Source organism: Pseudomonas argentinensis (assembly GCF_001839655.2).
In the GTDB taxonomy this organism is placed as follows: Bacteria; Pseudomonadota; Gammaproteobacteria; order Pseudomonadales; family Pseudomonadaceae; genus Aquipseudomonas; species Aquipseudomonas argentinensis_B.
The window spans coordinates 4185621-4199557 of record NZ_CP056087.1; the positions used below are offsets into that span (position 1 = coordinate 4185621).

Annotated in this window: 17 protein-coding genes; 7 read left to right on the forward strand and 10 right to left on the reverse strand. The window is 65.7% G+C overall.

Annotated elements, in window-relative coordinates; all coding sequences use genetic code 11:
- Positions 1 to 59: 59 nt before the first annotated feature.
- The 7 genes from mdcH to mdcA all read right to left on the reverse strand — a co-directional run bounded on the left by mdcH (position 60) and on the right by mdcA (position 6202).
- Positions 60 to 986, reverse strand: coding sequence for a malonate decarboxylase subunit epsilon (mdcH, locus tag SA190iCDA_RS18870; RefSeq protein ID WP_070885565.1), 927 nt, complete (start codon positions 984 to 986; stop codon positions 60 to 62).
- The gene (locus SA190iCDA_RS18875; RefSeq protein ID WP_070885566.1) at positions 983 to 1618 is read right to left on the reverse strand and encodes a malonate decarboxylase holo-ACP synthase; all 636 of its coding nucleotides are present in this window, start codon (positions 1616 to 1618) and stop codon (positions 983 to 985) included. Before SA190iCDA_RS18875 ends, mdcH begins: the two co-directional genes overlap by 4 nt.
- Positions 1619 to 1696: 78 nt before the next feature.
- Positions 1697 to 2503, reverse strand: coding sequence for a biotin-independent malonate decarboxylase subunit gamma (gene mdcE, locus SA190iCDA_RS18880; protein ID WP_070885567.1), 807 nt, complete (start codon positions 2501 to 2503; stop codon positions 1697 to 1699).
- 2 nt (positions 2504 to 2505) lie between these two features.
- The gene (locus SA190iCDA_RS18885; RefSeq protein ID WP_070885568.1) at positions 2506 to 3357 is read right to left on the reverse strand and encodes a biotin-independent malonate decarboxylase subunit beta; all 852 of its coding nucleotides are present in this window, start codon (positions 3355 to 3357) and stop codon (positions 2506 to 2508) included.
- Positions 3350 to 3649, reverse strand: coding sequence for a malonate decarboxylase subunit delta (locus tag SA190iCDA_RS18890; protein ID WP_070885569.1), 300 nt, complete (start codon positions 3647 to 3649; stop codon positions 3350 to 3352). The genes SA190iCDA_RS18885 and SA190iCDA_RS18890 overlap by 8 nt, the downstream gene beginning before the upstream one ends.
- A gap of 1 nt (position 3650) precedes the next feature.
- Positions 3651 to 4535: a triphosphoribosyl-dephospho-CoA synthase gene (locus tag SA190iCDA_RS18895; RefSeq protein WP_070885570.1), complete on the reverse strand. Its 885-nt coding sequence runs from the start codon at positions 4533 to 4535 to the stop codon at positions 3651 to 3653.
- Positions 4535 to 6202, reverse strand: a complete 1668-nt coding sequence (gene mdcA / locus SA190iCDA_RS18900; RefSeq protein WP_070885571.1) for a malonate decarboxylase subunit alpha — start codon at positions 6200 to 6202, stop codon at positions 4535 to 4537. Before mdcA ends, SA190iCDA_RS18895 begins: the two co-directional genes overlap by 1 nt.
- A 169-nt stretch (positions 6203 to 6371) precedes the next feature.
- Here mdcA and SA190iCDA_RS18905 point away from each other — a divergent pair, with 169 nt between their 5' ends.
- On the forward strand, positions 6372 to 7904 hold the full coding sequence (locus SA190iCDA_RS18905; protein WP_070885572.1) for a sigma-54-dependent transcriptional regulator: 1533 nt from the start codon (positions 6372 to 6374) through the stop codon (positions 7902 to 7904).
- Positions 7905 to 7973: 69 nt separating this feature from the next.
- On the opposite strand, the gene SA190iCDA_RS18910 is transcribed toward SA190iCDA_RS18905, so the two are convergent.
- Both SA190iCDA_RS18910 and SA190iCDA_RS18915 read right to left on the reverse strand, forming a co-directional pair.
- On the reverse strand, positions 7974 to 8369 hold the full coding sequence (locus SA190iCDA_RS18910) for a hypothetical protein (protein ID WP_070885573.1): 396 nt from the start codon (positions 8367 to 8369) through the stop codon (positions 7974 to 7976).
- Between the two features lie 104 nt (positions 8370 to 8473).
- Positions 8474 to 8941 carry a flavodoxin gene (locus SA190iCDA_RS18915; protein ID WP_070885574.1) on the reverse strand — a complete coding sequence of 156 codons (468 nt, stop codon included), beginning with the start codon at positions 8939 to 8941 and terminating at the stop codon, positions 8474 to 8476.
- A gap of 123 nt (positions 8942 to 9064) precedes the next feature.
- Between SA190iCDA_RS18915 and SA190iCDA_RS18920 the strand changes: the two genes are divergently transcribed.
- Both SA190iCDA_RS18920 and SA190iCDA_RS18925 read left to right on the forward strand, forming a co-directional pair.
- Positions 9065 to 9517 (forward strand): PAS domain-containing protein, encoded by a 453-nt coding sequence (locus SA190iCDA_RS18920; RefSeq protein WP_070885575.1) that lies wholly within the window; start codon positions 9065 to 9067, stop codon positions 9515 to 9517.
- A 62-nt stretch (positions 9518 to 9579) separates the two neighbouring features.
- The gene (locus SA190iCDA_RS18925) at positions 9580 to 10182 is read left to right on the forward strand and encodes a hypothetical protein (protein ID WP_070885576.1); all 603 of its coding nucleotides are present in this window, start codon (positions 9580 to 9582) and stop codon (positions 10180 to 10182) included.
- Positions 10183 to 10187: 5 nt separating this feature from the next.
- On the opposite strand, the gene SA190iCDA_RS18930 is transcribed toward SA190iCDA_RS18925, so the two are convergent.
- Positions 10188 to 11141: a MerR family transcriptional regulator gene (locus SA190iCDA_RS18930; RefSeq protein WP_070885577.1), complete on the reverse strand. Its 954-nt coding sequence runs from the start codon at positions 11139 to 11141 to the stop codon at positions 10188 to 10190.
- Between the two features lie 386 nt (positions 11142 to 11527).
- Between SA190iCDA_RS18930 and SA190iCDA_RS18935 the strand changes: the two genes are divergently transcribed.
- From SA190iCDA_RS18935 to folX, 4 genes are all read left to right on the forward strand, one after another.
- Complete coding sequence (locus SA190iCDA_RS18935) at positions 11528 to 12100, forward strand: antibiotic biosynthesis monooxygenase (RefSeq protein WP_070885578.1); 573 nt, start codon at positions 11528 to 11530, stop codon at positions 12098 to 12100.
- A gap of 153 nt (positions 12101 to 12253) precedes the next feature.
- Complete coding sequence (folM, locus tag SA190iCDA_RS18940; protein ID WP_070885579.1) at positions 12254 to 12964, forward strand: dihydromonapterin reductase; 711 nt, start codon at positions 12254 to 12256, stop codon at positions 12962 to 12964.
- A gap of 21 nt (positions 12965 to 12985) precedes the next feature.
- Positions 12986 to 13546: a GTP cyclohydrolase I FolE gene (folE, locus tag SA190iCDA_RS18945; RefSeq protein ID WP_070885580.1), complete on the forward strand. Its 561-nt coding sequence runs from the start codon at positions 12986 to 12988 to the stop codon at positions 13544 to 13546.
- Positions 13547 to 13548: 2 nt separating this feature from the next.
- Positions 13549 to 13920, forward strand: coding sequence for a dihydroneopterin triphosphate 2'-epimerase (gene folX / locus SA190iCDA_RS18950; protein ID WP_070885581.1), 372 nt, complete (start codon positions 13549 to 13551; stop codon positions 13918 to 13920).
- Positions 13921 to 13937 lie beyond the last annotated feature (17 nt).

The window sequence follows — 13937 nt, forward strand, 5'->3', positions numbered from 1 at the left end:
TTGTTGTCCTCGTTTTACGATCGAAGTTGTTGTTCTTGTGCTTCGGTAAACGCTACGGCTCAGCGGTCGCGACTCACCTCCTGACGCAACATGGCGTCGAGTGTATCCAGGCGCGCTCCGGTGAAGGCGATCGCCTGCCCCGGTTCGAATACGCGGCGGGCCAGGCCGGTCAGCACGCTGCCCGGCGGCAGTTCCAGGTGCAGGCGCACGCCGCGTTCATAGGCGGTGACGAGAGTGGCCTGCCAGTCGACGACGCGGCTCATGTTATGAGCCAGGTCATCGCGCAAGGCTTCAGGATCACGGATCAGCCGCGCCGAACTGCCGCTCAGGTAGCGCACCTGGGGCACCTGCAGTTCGACCCTGGCGAAGGCCTCCGCCAGCTCGCGAGCCGGCGCAGCGAGCAACTCGCAGTGCGACGGCACGCTCATGGCCAGGCGCCTGGCGCAGCCGGCCCCCAGTGCGCGGGCGCGCTCGGCCACCCGGGCCATGGCGGCATCGCTGCCGGCAATGACAAGCTGGGTTTCCGCGTTGATATTGGCCAGGTACACGGGGCCTTCGGCTTCGGCCAGCAGCCGCTCGACGCTGCCCTGGTCGAGGCCGAGGATGGCGGTCATGCCGTAGCCAGCGGGATAGGCGCGCTGCATCAGTTCGCCACGCAAGGCGACCAGGCGCAGCGCATCGGCAAACTCCAGCGCACCGGCCACCACCGCGGCGGCATAGGCGCCGATGGACAAACCGGCAACATAGTCCGGGCGATAACCACGCTCGCTCAGCAGGCGCGCGGCGGCGACGCCAGCGATCAGCAGGCAGAGCTGCACGGCGCGAGTGTTTTGCAGCGCCTCGGCCGAGTCGAGCAGGCGCACGTCTTCGTTCAGGGCGGCACTGGCCTGCTCGATACAGGCCTGCACCACCGGCGCCTCGGGCAAGGCATGCAGCATGCCGGGCTGCTGCGCACCCTGGCCGGGAAAGGCCCAGAGTGTACTCACGCCGCCACCTGCTGCGATTGCCAGGGATCGCTGACCAGCAGCGGGCCGTTCTGGGTTTTCAGCAACACGCGGGGCGACTCGCCGGCCCATTCACCCAGCGCCACGGCGCCGCTCGGAGTTTCCAGTTGCAGATCGATGCGCCCCGGCGCCTCGTCCAGCAGGCGGCACAGGGTACGCGCCCAGTCGCGTGACAGGTGATGCGGTGCGCGCAGCGACAGATCGAGATCGCTGTCCGGGTGTGCGGCACTGATGCCGCTGGCCAGCTCAAAGCCGAGGCTGCCGGTCACCCCCCAGGCCAGGCCCAGGGCGTCGAGACGCGGTGCCATTTGGCTCAGCGCCCGCAACGCCGGCCAATGGCGCTGCGCGTGATTGTGCCAGCGCCCGGCCCGCGCCACCGCCTGTGGTGTGACCAAACGGCTGATCCCGCTCAGGCGCATCCAGGTGGCATAGCGTTGCTCACGCGCAGCGCCGCGAATACCTACCGCGACCCATCCCGCTTCGGCTGGCGCTCGACGCACCACCACCGGCACATTCCCGCCCAGGGGGGCGCGAGCCCAGGCCGGCGCCTCCGGCGGCAGGTGCTCGGAGTGCAAGCCCCAAAGCAGATCGTGTGGACGGGGTATCGGGTGCATCGATGCGTCCTCCGTAGGGCGGGTGCAACCCGCCATTTCACGACGTTCAGAGTTGGCGGGGTTAACCCGCCCTACGTTTCACCACTGCGCGCGCAAGGCCTTACGCACCTGCAAGGACGCCGCGCGATTTGCGGCGCCCAATCGCCCCCGCAGATCACGCGGAGCCTCGGCAATATCGATCAGGGCGCGGCCCAGAGCATCCCTAACACGTGATAGGTCGGCCGCCGTCGGCTGCGCGGCCTGCTCAACATCGAGCACCTCCGCGAGCAAGCCAAGCGAGGCGTAGCTGTCCAGGTCATAGGCCATGGGCGGCACCGTGGCGGCCAGCGCCTCCAGCTCGTCGACGCTGCGCAGGGTGATGCGCGCGGCGGCGGCCTTGCCCATGGCGTGCACCATCACCCCGGCATCGCGCAGGGCGATCAGGCGGTTGGCCTGGTAGCCGTGGGCGAGAAAGGCGCCGGACATGGCCTTGCCCACCAGCAGGCCGATCACCCCATGGCCGGCCAGGCGGGCACGGGCATAGGCGTCCACCGCGCCGGCCAGTGCCTGGTGGATGCCATAGGCCTCCTCGCGGCGGCCATAGGCCTGGCTCGGCACATCGACGATGGCGATCAGCGCGCGCTTGTGCGCCTTGCCGCGATCCGCCTCGATGGCCTCATCCACGGCCTGGGCCAGGCCCCAGCCTTCGAGCAGACCGACTTCGCCGTTGCGGGCTTGGGGGAATGGGTTGTTGGCATCGGCAATCACCGCCAGATAGCGCACCGCCTGGCCAGCCAGCTCACCATCGGCCACCCGCAGCGAGGCAGGCAAACCCTGTTGCGGCTGGGCATCGCCGGCCAGGGCCTGGAACCAGTGCAGGCCGCGTTGTTCCTGTGCAGTCGTCATGTTCATGCTCCCTGGTAGGCGCTGCGCACGGCAGCGGCATCGGCTTGAACCGAGGTGTCGACGGCGCGCAGGCGTTCGAGGAACCAGGCGTGGCGACGGCTGCGCTCCAGCGTGGGTTTACCCTGGGCGAAGAGCCCGTGCAGCTCGCTGCGAATGGCCTCGACATCATCACTCACGTAACCGTCGACCAGGCCACTGGCGTGGCGCTGCTCGCCGCCGGTCAGGCTCCAGATAAAGGGGCGGTCGCGGGAGTCGTATTCATTCAGCCCAGCTTCCTGCTCGATCACCTGGGGGCCGTTGAGGCCCAGGCGCGCCTCGCGGGTGACCAGCAGGTAGCTGCACAACCCGGCTGCGATGGACATGCCGCCGAAGCAGCCGACCGGGCCGGCGACCAGGCCGATCACTGGCTGAAACTCACGCAACTCGATGATTGCGGCCTGGATCTCGGCGATGGCTGCCAGGCCCAGGTTGGCCTCCTGCAGGCGCACGCCGCCGGTTTCCAGCAGCAGCACAGCGCGGGTCGGCGTGCCGCCCTTGTTGTCTTCAGCCGCCAATTCCAGAGCGCCGGCGATCTTCGCCCCGCCCACTTCGCCAAGGCTGCCGCCCTGGAAGGCGCCTTCGATGGCGATCACCACCCCAGGCTGACCATCGATCGTCCCCTTGGCCACCACAACGCCGTCATCGGCCTGGGGCACGATGCCTTGCTTGGGCAGCCAGGGCGACATCAGCCGGGCGAAGGGGTCGAGCAGTTCACGGAAGCTGCCGGCATCGAGCAGTGCGCGAGCTCGCTTACGGGCACCGAGTTCGGTGAAACTGCGCTGCGCCAACAGGCGCTGGATGTTCTGCTCAGCCATGGCTCAGTTCCTCCAGGCCCTGTTCCAGGCGCAGGCGCACCACGCCGGGAGTGGCGCCGAAATCATGGATGGCGATGTTCAGCGCCGGCAATTGCTGCTCGCCGAACATGCGCTCGAACAAGAGCTGCCAGCGTGGCGAACTGCCGTTGACCGAGGTGACCACTTCGATCGCCAGGGTGCCGGCCTGGCCGGGTTCCAGCATCACTTCCAGGTCGCCGGAGCCGACGCAGCCCACCAGCGCACGGCCCTTGGCCGGTTGCCCGGCGGGGAATCGAAAAGACAGGGTTTCCATTTCACAGACTCCCAAGCGGCGCCGGCAGGCCATGCTGCAGGCGGTCGAGGAATAGGGTGGCGGCGAGCAGATCGGCAGCACCGCCAGGCGAGGCACGCAGGTGCAGCATGTCGCGCTCCAGCTCGCGCAGGCAGCGGCGCCCATCGAGGCTGGCGCAGCCGCCGGCAGCGAGCACCGCGCGGGCGCCGCTGTGCATGCGGGTCAGCCCGGCCATGCCGGCGCGGTAGAGCACGCAGGTGTCGGCCAGCTGGGTCATGATCGCCAGCAGCGCGTCGAGGCGGGCGTTCTGCTCCCCTGCCCCGGCGGCGCGGCTGCGCGCCAGTTGCGGCAGCGCCTGCTGGATCACCGAGGGAAAGCCCAGCTGCGCTTCCTCACGAGCCCCATGCACGCCATACCGGCGGCAGACCTGGGCGCCATGGCTGTCGCCGGCGACGGGCGCGGCGCGATCTTCGAGCAGGGCCAGGCGTGCGGCACGCTGGGCAATCTGGACGGGCGCCAACATGTTCACATCCAGCGTGGCAGCGCTGCTGAGCAACCCCAGCGCCCAGATCGCGCCGCGATGGGTGTTGACCCCGCCAGTGACGCGCAGCATCTCCACCTCGCCTTCACGACCGATGCGGCCCACCGCTTCACGCAGGTGCAGGTCGATCACGCCACGTTGCCGGGCGGCCTCGGCCATGGCCTTGAAACTGGGCCACAGGGCCAGCGCCGAGGCGTGCATCAGGCCCAGGTGCAGGTCGGTGTGGGCGCCGCTACCACGCTGGTCGACCAGCCCCGGCTTGGGCGACAGGTCGGCCTCGTCGATCAGCGCGTCGACGGCCAGATCCGCCAACCAATCGCCCAGGGACAGCGATGGCTGGGGCTGAATTGCAGTCAGTGCATTCATCACCAGCTCCTGAATTTGGCGGGCGGGTTGTAGAGGCCGCCCGACCACTCGACCAGCTCGGCGATGCTCTTGGCCGCAAGCAGTTCGCGGCTGGCGTCGGTGCGGCGAATGCCGAGGTCTTCGGGCAAAGCGATCAGCCCGTCGCGGCGCAGGCGTGCGGTGTCTTTCGGGTCATGGCGCAGGCCGATGGCGGTGACGCCGGCCACCGCGGCGATCATCGCCTGGCGTTCTTCCAGCGAGCGGGCCTTGTACAGGTAGGCGATGCCTTCCTCGGTGAGCAGGTGGGTGACGTCGTCGCCGTAGATCATGATCGGCGCCAGGGGCATGCCGGCCTTCTTCGCCACGTCCACCGCATCCAGGCGCTCGACGAAGGTGGGCTTGCCGCCCTCCTGGAAGGTCTCGACCATCTGCACCACCAGCTTCTTGCCGCGTTCGAGCAGGGTCACCGGGCCTTCGCCACCAGGCGTCGCCATATCCAGCCAGGCCGGCGTGCTGTGGCGGCGACCGCGGGGGTCGTGGCCCATGTTCGGCGCGCCGCCGAAACCGGCCAGGCGACCACGGGTCACGGTGGAGGAATGCCCATCACCGTCCACCTGCAGGGTGGCGCCGATAAACAGGTCCACCGCGTACTGCCCGGCCAGTTGGCACATCATGCGGTTCGAACGCATCGAGCCGTCGCGGCCGGTGAAGAACACGTCCGGGCGCTGGGCGATATAGCCCTCCATGCCCAATTCGGTGCCGAAGCAGTGCACGCTTTCCACCCAGCCGGTTTCGATGGCCGGGATCAGCGTCGGGTGCGGGTTGAGCGTCCAGTTGCGGCAGATCTTGCCCTTCAGGCCCAAGGACTCGCCGTATGTGGGCAGGATCAGCTCGATGGCGGCGGTGTTGAAGCCGATGCCATGGTTGAGCGACTGCACCTTGTGTTTTTCGTAGATGCCGCGGATCGCCATCATCGCCATCAGCACGTGCACCGGCTTGATATGGCGCGGGTCGCGGGTGAACAGCGGCTCGATATAGAAGGGCTTGTCGGCCACCACCACGAAGTCGACCCAGGAGGCGGGAATGTCCACCCGCGGCAGCTCGTCGACGATCTCGTTGACCTGGAAGATCACGATGCCGTCGCTGAACGCCGTGGGTTCGACCAGCGCCGGGGTGTCCTCGGTGCTCGGCCCGGTATAGATATTGCCGTGGCGGTCGGCCTGGAAGCCGGCGACCAGGGCGACGTTGGGGATCAGGTCCACCAGCAGGCGCGAGTAGAGTTCGATATAGGTGTGGATGGCGCCGACTTCCAGCAGGCCGTCTTCCAGCAACTGGCCGATGCGCAGGCTTTGTGGCCCGGCGAAGGAAAAGTCGAGCTTGCGGGCGATGCCGCGCTCGAACAGATCGAGATGCTCGGCGCGGCTGACGCTGGGCATGATCATGTGCAGGTCATGCAAACGGCCAGGGTCGACCTGGGCCAGGGAGCGGGAGAGAAAATCCGCCTGCTTCTGGTTGTTGCCTTCGAGCACCACACGATCACCTGGGGCGATCAGCGCTTCGAGGGCTGCCACGATCCTGTCGCCGGGCAGCACCACGCCGTCGGCAAGGTGACGCACCTGATCGAGTCGCCGCGCTTTTTCCGCGCGACGGCGCGACCACTGCGGCGGTGGGGATATTATTGTTGTCATTGAAGACTCCACGAGTTCCGCTGTCGTGGCGACACAGTAGGAGCGTGGACATCACCCATCAATCAAGCACGGCGTCTTATCGTTACGCTCAGGTTAACGATCGGCACCGGTTAACCTTGCCGGGCAGACCGGGCATACTGCGCCACCCTCCTCCGTTACCTTGGCCACCATGCGCATTCACGTCACCTTCATCGATCGCGTCGGCATTACCCAGGAAGTGCTTGCCCTACTGGGCGGCCGCAACCTGAACCTCGATGCCGTGGAAATGGTGCCGCCGAACGTCTATATCGACGCGCCCACCCTCAGCGCCGGGGTGCTCGAGGAGTTGCGCGATGCGCTGTTCAAGGTGCGTGGTGTGCAGGCGGTGAAGGTGGTCGATATCCTGCCCGGCCAACGTCGGCGCCTGCAGCTCGATGCGTTGCTGGCTGCCATGAGCGATCCGGTGCTGGCCGTCGATGGTGGCGGCCGGGTGCTGCTGGCCAACCCGGCGCTGATCGCCCTGTGTGGCCGTGAGCCGGAGGGCGAGGCGCTGGGCGAGTTGTTCGCCGATGCCGATTTGCAGCAGGCGCTGCTCGATCAGCACTTTCGCCTGCCGCTGCGCGAGGTGAGTCTCAATGGCCAGGCGCTGTTGCTCGACGCCGCGCCGATCAGCGAAACCGCCGAAGCCGGCCAACTGGCCGGCGCCCTGCTCACCCTCTACGAGCCCAGCCGCATCGGCGCGCGCCTGGCCGCGCTGCACCATGACCATGCTGAGGGCTTCGACTCTCTGCTGGGCGACTCGACGCCGATTCGCACGCTGAAAGCGCGGGCGCAGCGGGTGGCGACGCTCGATGCGCCGCTGCTGATCCATGGCGAAACCGGTACCGGCAAGGAGCTGGTGGCACGCGCCTGTCATGCCCTGAGCCCGCGCCATGCCGCGCCGTTCCTGGCGCTCAACTGCGCAGCCCTGCCGGAGAGCCTGGCCGAGAGCGAGCTGTTCGGTTATGCCCCCGGCGCCTTTACCGGCGCCCAGCGCGGTGGCAAGCCCGGGCTGCTGGAGTTGGCCAATCACGGCACGGTGTTTCTCGACGAGATCGGCGAGATGTCCCCCTACCTGCAGGCCAAGCTGCTGCGCTTTCTCAGTGACGGCACCTTTCGCCGGGTCGGTGGCGATCGCGAGGAGCGCGTCAACGTGCGCATCATCAGCGCTACCCACCGCGACCTCGAGCGCATGGTCGCCGAAGGTGAGTTTCGCGAGGATCTGTTCTACCGCCTCAACGTGCTGAATTTGCAGGTGCCGCCGTTGCGCGAACGCGGCCAGGATATCGTGCTGCTGGCTCGGCACTTCATGCAGCAGGCCTGCGCGCAGATCCAGCGTACCCAGTGTCGCCTCACGACTGACACCTACCCGGCCCTGCTCGGCAATCGCTGGCCGGGCAACGTGCGCCAGTTGCAGAACGTGATTTTCCGGGCCGCCGCCATCTGCGAGAGCAATCTGGTGCAGGTCGGTGATCTGGACATCGCCGGAACGGCAGTGGCCCAGCAGCAGGCAGGGGGCGAAGTGACCAGCCTGGAAGCGGCCGTGTCGGCCTTCGAAAAGGAATTGTTGGAAACCTACTACGCGCGCCATCCTTCGACGAGGCAGTTGGCAGCGCGTCTGCAGACGTCCCATAGCGCCATCGCCACGCGGCTGCGCAAATACGGGATCAAGGCCAATCGCTAGGTTCTGCTGCCCCTAGGCGGGCGGGTGCTCCAGCCGTCGAGGCAGAAACACCCACACCCCTATCGACGCTTACTGGCCGGAACCACCGGCGCCGCCGCCAGCGCCACCTGCGCCGCCGCTACCGCCAGCGCCGCCACCCATGCCCCCGCCGGTGCCGGTTCCGGTGCCCGAACCGCCAGTGCCGCCACCGTTGGTGCCCGTGCCGCCTGGCATTGGATCGGAACCGGCACCGGTGCCATTGCCCGTACCGGTACCGGTGCCCGGGGTGGTGGTGGTGCCATCGGTACCTGGGGTCGGCGTGCCGGGCGTCATGGTGCCGTTATCGGCAGGCGGAGCCCCCGGAGTGGTCGACTGCTGCGGCGTGGTGGTGCCTGGAGCCGGTGCGCTGGAGTCCGCGACGGCAGGCAGAACGGCACCGGCCAGCAGGCCGCTGAGTACAAGGGCAGGAATCTTCATCTTGTTCATTGTCGTCACCTTTCATCCAGTTGGTGTGCAAGCTCATCCGCTTTCGTCAATGACAGCGAACGCTCCCTACACCCGACTGGCCACCGTTGGACAACGTTCGTAAATCAGGATAAACGGTCGCTTTTCTGCAACATCCCGATAAATTCGCCGATCCAGGCCTCCGCATCCTGCTCGGGCGTGACACTTTCGCTGGCGTCGATCCGCAGCATCGGCAGCACTTCGCGAATGCCCAGTTCGCCGTACAACTCACGCGCCTGTTCACCGCCCGCGCAGTAGGTATCGCCGTAGCTGGAATCACCCAGGGCGATCACCCCACCGGGTCGGCCACTCCAGGCCGGCAACTGGTCGCGGATATGCTGATACAGCGGCTGCAGATTATCCGGCAGCTCGCCCATGCCGGTGGTCGAGGTCACCACGAGGAACGCTTCGGGCGCGAATGCCTTGACCTCGTCGAGGGTGGCGCGGGGGTTGTGCCAGGCGTCGATACCAGCCTGTTCGAGCAGCGACTCGGCATGGCGGGCCACTTCTTCAGCGGTGCCGTAGACCGAACCGGAGAGAATCGCGACTTTCATGGAAACTCCATCGACTAGAACTGTTCCCATTATGCCGCATTGCGTCACCCGCTGCCGCCCAGAGCCAGGCGGCAATTTGCGCGCCTCTGGTAGACTGTCGAAAACCGACGGGGGGCGCTTGTGATGATCAATGCCAATTTGCTGCAACGGGTGGTCGAGGCCTCGAACGACGGCATCGTCGTCGCGGAACAGGAGGGCGAGGACCATATCCTCATCTATGCCAACCCGGCGTTCGAAACCCTTACCGGTTACAGCAGCGAGGAAATTCTCTACCAGGACTGTCGATTCCTGCAGGGCGACGACCGAGATCAGCCCGCCGCCGCGCTGATTCGCAAGGCCATCCATAGCCGCCAGCCCTGTCGAGAAGTGATTCGCAACTACCGCAAGGACGGCAGCACCTTCTGGAACGAACTGTCGATCACCCCGCTCTTCAACGAAGCCGACCAGCTGACCTATTTCATCGGCGTCCAGAAGAACGTCAGCGAGCACGTCGAAGCCCAGCAGCGGATACAGGCCCTGGAAGCCGAGCTGACAGCCTTACGCGCCGAACTGGCCGAATTGAAAAAATCGCGGTAACGGTAACGAAACACCCGACGAGTTGTCACAAGGGAGTCCCTCCACCTTACGCAGACGTCGTAATGCAAGACTCGTCGCTGTTAACCCCTCTCGAAATGGAATTCATCCAGCAGCTTACGGAAAACGCTCCCGCCGTAGCCGAACCTGACCCGGTTCTGCAGGTCGATGCTGCGCGCCAGACGGCCGAGCTGCTCGCCAGCTGCGCCGCCAAGGAGCAGCTGACCATCGAAGCGCATATCGACAACCAGCGCCTGACGTTCACGCCGCACCTGGTCACCGATGCCCAGAACACCCCGCACCTGGAACTGGGTATTCCGCAGATCTTCGAGGAAGGCTCCTTCCACCGCGCCTGGCGCCTGCAACTCGACCCGCCACAGCCGTTGCTGCGCCGTGACGGTCAGCCCAGCAGCCTGGCGGTTCACGAGCTGTCGCTGAGCGGCCTGCTGGTGGCACAAACGGCCAAGGCTTCACCGCCCGAACGCTTCAGTCTCGGCCTGGATATCGAGGATGTCGAACCGGTGATCCTGCAGGGCAGCCTGGTGCGCATCACCGACGATGGCCTGCTTGCCTACGAGCTGACTCTGGACGAAGACAGCAGCGAACGCCTCCAGGCGCATCTCTATCAGCAGCACCGCAGGCTGTACCCGCACGCGCACAGCCTGTAGGCGAATCAGGTATCCAGGCGCCCGGCCAGGAACTGCCGCAAGCGACGGCGTATCAGGCGGCCATCGCTGCCGAGACAGGCGATCGGCGAACCTCGAAAACTCTCTTCCAGCAGATCCGCCCCCTCGCCTACCAGCGCGACCGGACACGCCAGGCTCAGCGACAGGCGCTCCAGCGACTGCTGGGTATCGGCTGCCGGAGGCTGATTGGAAAACACCGCCACTGCCAGCGGCTGCATCTTGGCGCACACCTGGGGCAATTGTTCCAGCGCCTGACCGATGCCAAGGACGTGCACGGCGGCATCGGTGGGGTTGAGCAGCAGTCCGGTCACCAACAGCTCCAGTTCACGGCAGCGACCCGGCAATGCGACCAGCAGCAGGCGCTGCCCCGGCTGGTCACGCAGATTGTGCAACCGCTGCAACACCCGGCCACGCAGATAGGTGTCGAAGAACAGCCACTCACTGCCATAGCCTGGGCGCCCATAACGCAGCAGCAAACGCTGCCAGAGCGGCATGATGATGTCCTGGAAGGTCACCGACAGCGGATAACTGGAGAATACCTGGCCGTAGACGCGATCCAGCTCCGCCTCATCGAACGCCTGCACCGCCGCGAGCAGCCGGGTCTGCCATTGCGCCCACTCGCCCGAAGTGGCCGATTGGTAGGTGGGCGTGACGCTGGCCTGGGTGGTTTCGTTGCGCGTCAGGATGCGGCCGACCTTGCTGACCGGTACGCCGCGCTCGATCCACGCCAGCACACTGCGAACCGTTTCCACGTCCGCTGGCGAATAGAGTCGATGGCCACTGTCGGTACGAACCGGCTGGATGATGCCGTAGCGCCGCTCCCAAGCGCGCAGCGTCACCGGGTTCACGCCTGTCAAACGTGCCACCTCGCGGATCGGGAACAGGTCCTCCTCCTTGAAAGCATTGACGTTGAAAGGTGCGCAACCAACCAGATCGGACATAGGAAAAACCGTTGCAGAGGTCAGGATTTCACAAGTCTACTCCAGCTCGGGCCGCCATTGATTTTAATTGTACAAGCCCTGTACAGATGTTAAGAGCCCGGCTGTAGTGCTCTGTTAGGAATGGAGACTTCTACAAACGGTGCAAAGTTGAGGGGAATTTTTGTGAGTCGGGCAGCCTGAGCGGCACTCGCCGACGAACGGCGAACCGCCTGCGTGGCTTGTATATGGCGGCAGCTGGCCATTTTTCTGGACGTGGCGGCGAACGAGACTAGCTAATTGCCAGGAAACAGGAATAATCCTTGCTGCAATCACGACGCGGTTCACCACCCCGAACCGCGCCTATCGCCTGGCCCTACCCTGGCCATGTGCTCAGCAGGAGATATACGATGTCTACCGAACCGGTCACCCTGATGGTGGCGCGCCGCGTCGCCAGCGAGCGCTATCACGATTTCATCGCCTGGCTACGCGAAGGCGAACAGCTGGCCGCCGACTTTCCCGGCTATCTGGGCTCCGGCGTGCTCGCCCCACCGCCTGGCGACGACGAATTCCAGATGATCTTTCGCTTCACCGACGAGCACACCATGGCCACCTGGGAGCATTCCGCTTCGCGCCGTGCCTGGCTGGAACGTGGCAAGGGCTTGTTCGCCCAACCCCATGAACACCGCGCACTGGGCCTCGATGCCTGGTTCGGCACTGGCCTGCGGCAACCGCCGCGCTGGAAACAGACCATCGCCATCTGGCTGGCCTTCTTCCCGGTGTCGTTGTGTTTCAACCTGTTGTTCGGCAACCTGCTGGTGGATGTATCGCTGATCACCCGCGTGTTGCTCAGCACCCTGGCCCTGACGCCGCTGATGACCTATCTGTTCATTCCCCTGGTCACCCGCCTGCTTGCCCCCTGGCTGCAGGGAACCCGCAGCGCGGCGCTGCCGCGCCGAGCCAGCCCATCGACCAGTAGCTGAACCCTCGGCGCCGTCGCCGGTAGGAGTGATGGCGCCTCGCTTTCCCGTAGCGTTCGAAGGGTTGTACAGGTTGTACGGCTGCTATAACGTTGTACAACCTGGTTAGCCGGCTTTCATCGCGGCGCCTCTTCGCCTACCTGCGGTCGACTTCCCATGAGCGTCAGCAATGCCCCGATCCTGATCACCGGCGCCAGCCAGCGAGTCGGCCTGCATTGCGCCGAGCGCCTGCTCGACGACGGCCATCCCGTGATCCTGACCTTTCGCCGCGAAAAGCCTGCCCTGCAGCACTTGCGCGAGCGCGGTGCGCTGACCCTGCAGGCCGACTTCCGCGACGAAGCCAGTATCCTCGCCTTTATCGAGGAGTTGAAACGCCATACCGACAGCCTGCGTGCGATCGTGCACAACGCCTCGGCCTGGTTCGCCGAAGCACCTGGCGAGGAAGCGGCCGCCTTTGCGCAACTGTTCACCGTGCACATGCTGGCGCCCTACCTGATCAACCTGCACTGCGCCGAACTGCTGCAGCGCAGTGAGCAGGCGGATATCGTCCATATCAGCGATGACGTGGTGCGCAAGGGCTCCGGCAACCGCCCGGCCTACTGCGCCAGCAAGGCGGGCCTGGACAGCCTGACCCTGTCGTTCGCCGCACGCTTGGCGCCAGCCATCAAGGTCAACGGCATCGCCCCGGCGCTGCTGATGTTCAACGAAGACGACGACGCCGAATACCGCGCCAAGGCCCTGAGCAAATCCGCCCTGGGCTTCGAACCCGGCCCCCAGGTGATCTACCGGAGCCTGCGCTACCTGCTGGACACCCCCTATATCACTGGCACCACCCTGACCGTGAACGGCGGCCGCCACCTCAAGTGAGGCGCCGCGAGGACCCTGACGATGAACCCATTACTGCCCAACCACTACCGTGAAATCCTCCTCGGCCTCGGTGAAGACCCCGAGCGCGAAGGCCTGCTCGACACTCCCAAGCGCGCTGCCAAGGCCATGCAGTACCTGTGCAACGGCTATGAGAAAACCCTCGAGGAGGTCGTCAACGGTGCGCTGTTCAGCTCCGACAGCGACGAAATGGTGATCGTCAAGGACGTCGAACTCTACTCGCTGTGCGAGCACCACCTGCTGCCCTTCATCGGTAAGGCGCACGTGGCCTACATCCCCACCGGCAAGGTGCTGGGCCTGTCGAAGATCGCGCGCATCGTCGACATGTACGCGCGCCGCCTGCAGATCCAGGAGAACCTCACCCGGCAGATCGCCAGTGCCATCGAGGAGGTCACCCAGGCCGCCGGCGTGGCCGTGGTCATCGAGGCCCAGCACATGTGCATGATGATGCGCGGGGTGGAAAAGCAGAATTCGGTGATGAGCACCTCGGTGATGCTCGGCGCCTTCCGCGCGTCCTACAATACCCGTCACGAATTCCTGCAACTGATCGCACGGAGCAAGTAAGCATGCCCAGACTCGAACCCGGCATGGCGCGAATCCGCGTCAAGGACCTGCGCCTGCGCACCTTCATCGGCATCAAGGAAGAGGAGATCAACAACAAGCAGGATGTGTTGATCAACCTGACCATCCTCTACCCGGCCGTCGATGCGGTGCGTGACAACGACATCGAGCACGCCCTCAACTACCGCACCATCACCAAGGCCATCATCGCCCACGTGGAAGGCAATCGCTTCGCCCTGCTGGAGCGCCTGACCCAGGAGATTCTCGACCTGGTGATGACCCACGAGGCCGTGCGCTACGCCGAGGTGGAGGTCGACAAACCCCACGCCCTACGCTTCGCCGAGTCGGTATCGATCACCCTCGCCGGCCACCGTTGAGCCACCGGCAGCCCGGT

Excerpts from the sequence above, each read along its gene's own strand:
- SA190iCDA_RS18935 (WP_070885578.1), top strand. The coding sequence starts at position 11,528 with ATGTCTACCGAACCGGTCACCCTGATGGTGGCGCGCCGCGTCGCCAGC.
- SA190iCDA_RS18885 (WP_070885568.1), bottom strand. The coding sequence starts at position 3,357 with ATGGCTGAGCAGAACATCCAGCGCCTGTTGGCGCAGCGCAGTTTCACC.
- mdcA (WP_070885571.1), bottom strand. The coding sequence starts at position 6,202 with ATGACAACAATAATATCCCCACCGCCGCAGTGGTCGCGCCGTCGCGCG.
- folX (WP_070885581.1), top strand. The coding sequence starts at position 13,549 with ATGCCCAGACTCGAACCCGGCATGGCGCGAATCCGCGTCAAGGACCTG.
- SA190iCDA_RS18905 (WP_070885572.1), top strand. The coding sequence starts at position 6,372 with ATGCGCATTCACGTCACCTTCATCGATCGCGTCGGCATTACCCAGGAA.
- SA190iCDA_RS18910 (WP_070885573.1), bottom strand. The coding sequence starts at position 8,369 with ATGAACAAGATGAAGATTCCTGCCCTTGTACTCAGCGGCCTGCTGGCC.
- folE (WP_070885580.1), top strand. The coding sequence starts at position 12,986 with ATGAACCCATTACTGCCCAACCACTACCGTGAAATCCTCCTCGGCCTC.
- SA190iCDA_RS18920 (WP_070885575.1), top strand. The coding sequence starts at position 9,065 with ATGATCAATGCCAATTTGCTGCAACGGGTGGTCGAGGCCTCGAACGAC.
- mdcE (WP_070885567.1), bottom strand. The coding sequence starts at position 2,503 with ATGACGACTGCACAGGAACAACGCGGCCTGCACTGGTTCCAGGCCCTG.
- SA190iCDA_RS18875 (WP_070885566.1), bottom strand. The coding sequence starts at position 1,618 with ATGCACCCGATACCCCGTCCACACGATCTGCTTTGGGGCTTGCACTCC.
- SA190iCDA_RS18890 (WP_070885569.1), bottom strand. The coding sequence starts at position 3,649 with ATGGAAACCCTGTCTTTTCGATTCCCCGCCGGGCAACCGGCCAAGGGC.
- folM (WP_070885579.1), top strand. The coding sequence starts at position 12,254 with ATGAGCGTCAGCAATGCCCCGATCCTGATCACCGGCGCCAGCCAGCGA.
- SA190iCDA_RS18925 (WP_070885576.1), top strand. The coding sequence starts at position 9,580 with ATGCAAGACTCGTCGCTGTTAACCCCTCTCGAAATGGAATTCATCCAG.
- SA190iCDA_RS18915 (WP_070885574.1), bottom strand. The coding sequence starts at position 8,941 with ATGAAAGTCGCGATTCTCTCCGGTTCGGTCTACGGCACCGCTGAAGAA.
- SA190iCDA_RS18895 (WP_070885570.1), bottom strand. The coding sequence starts at position 4,535 with ATGAATGCACTGACTGCAATTCAGCCCCAGCCATCGCTGTCCCTGGGC.
- SA190iCDA_RS18930 (WP_070885577.1), bottom strand. The coding sequence starts at position 11,141 with ATGTCCGATCTGGTTGGTTGCGCACCTTTCAACGTCAATGCTTTCAAG.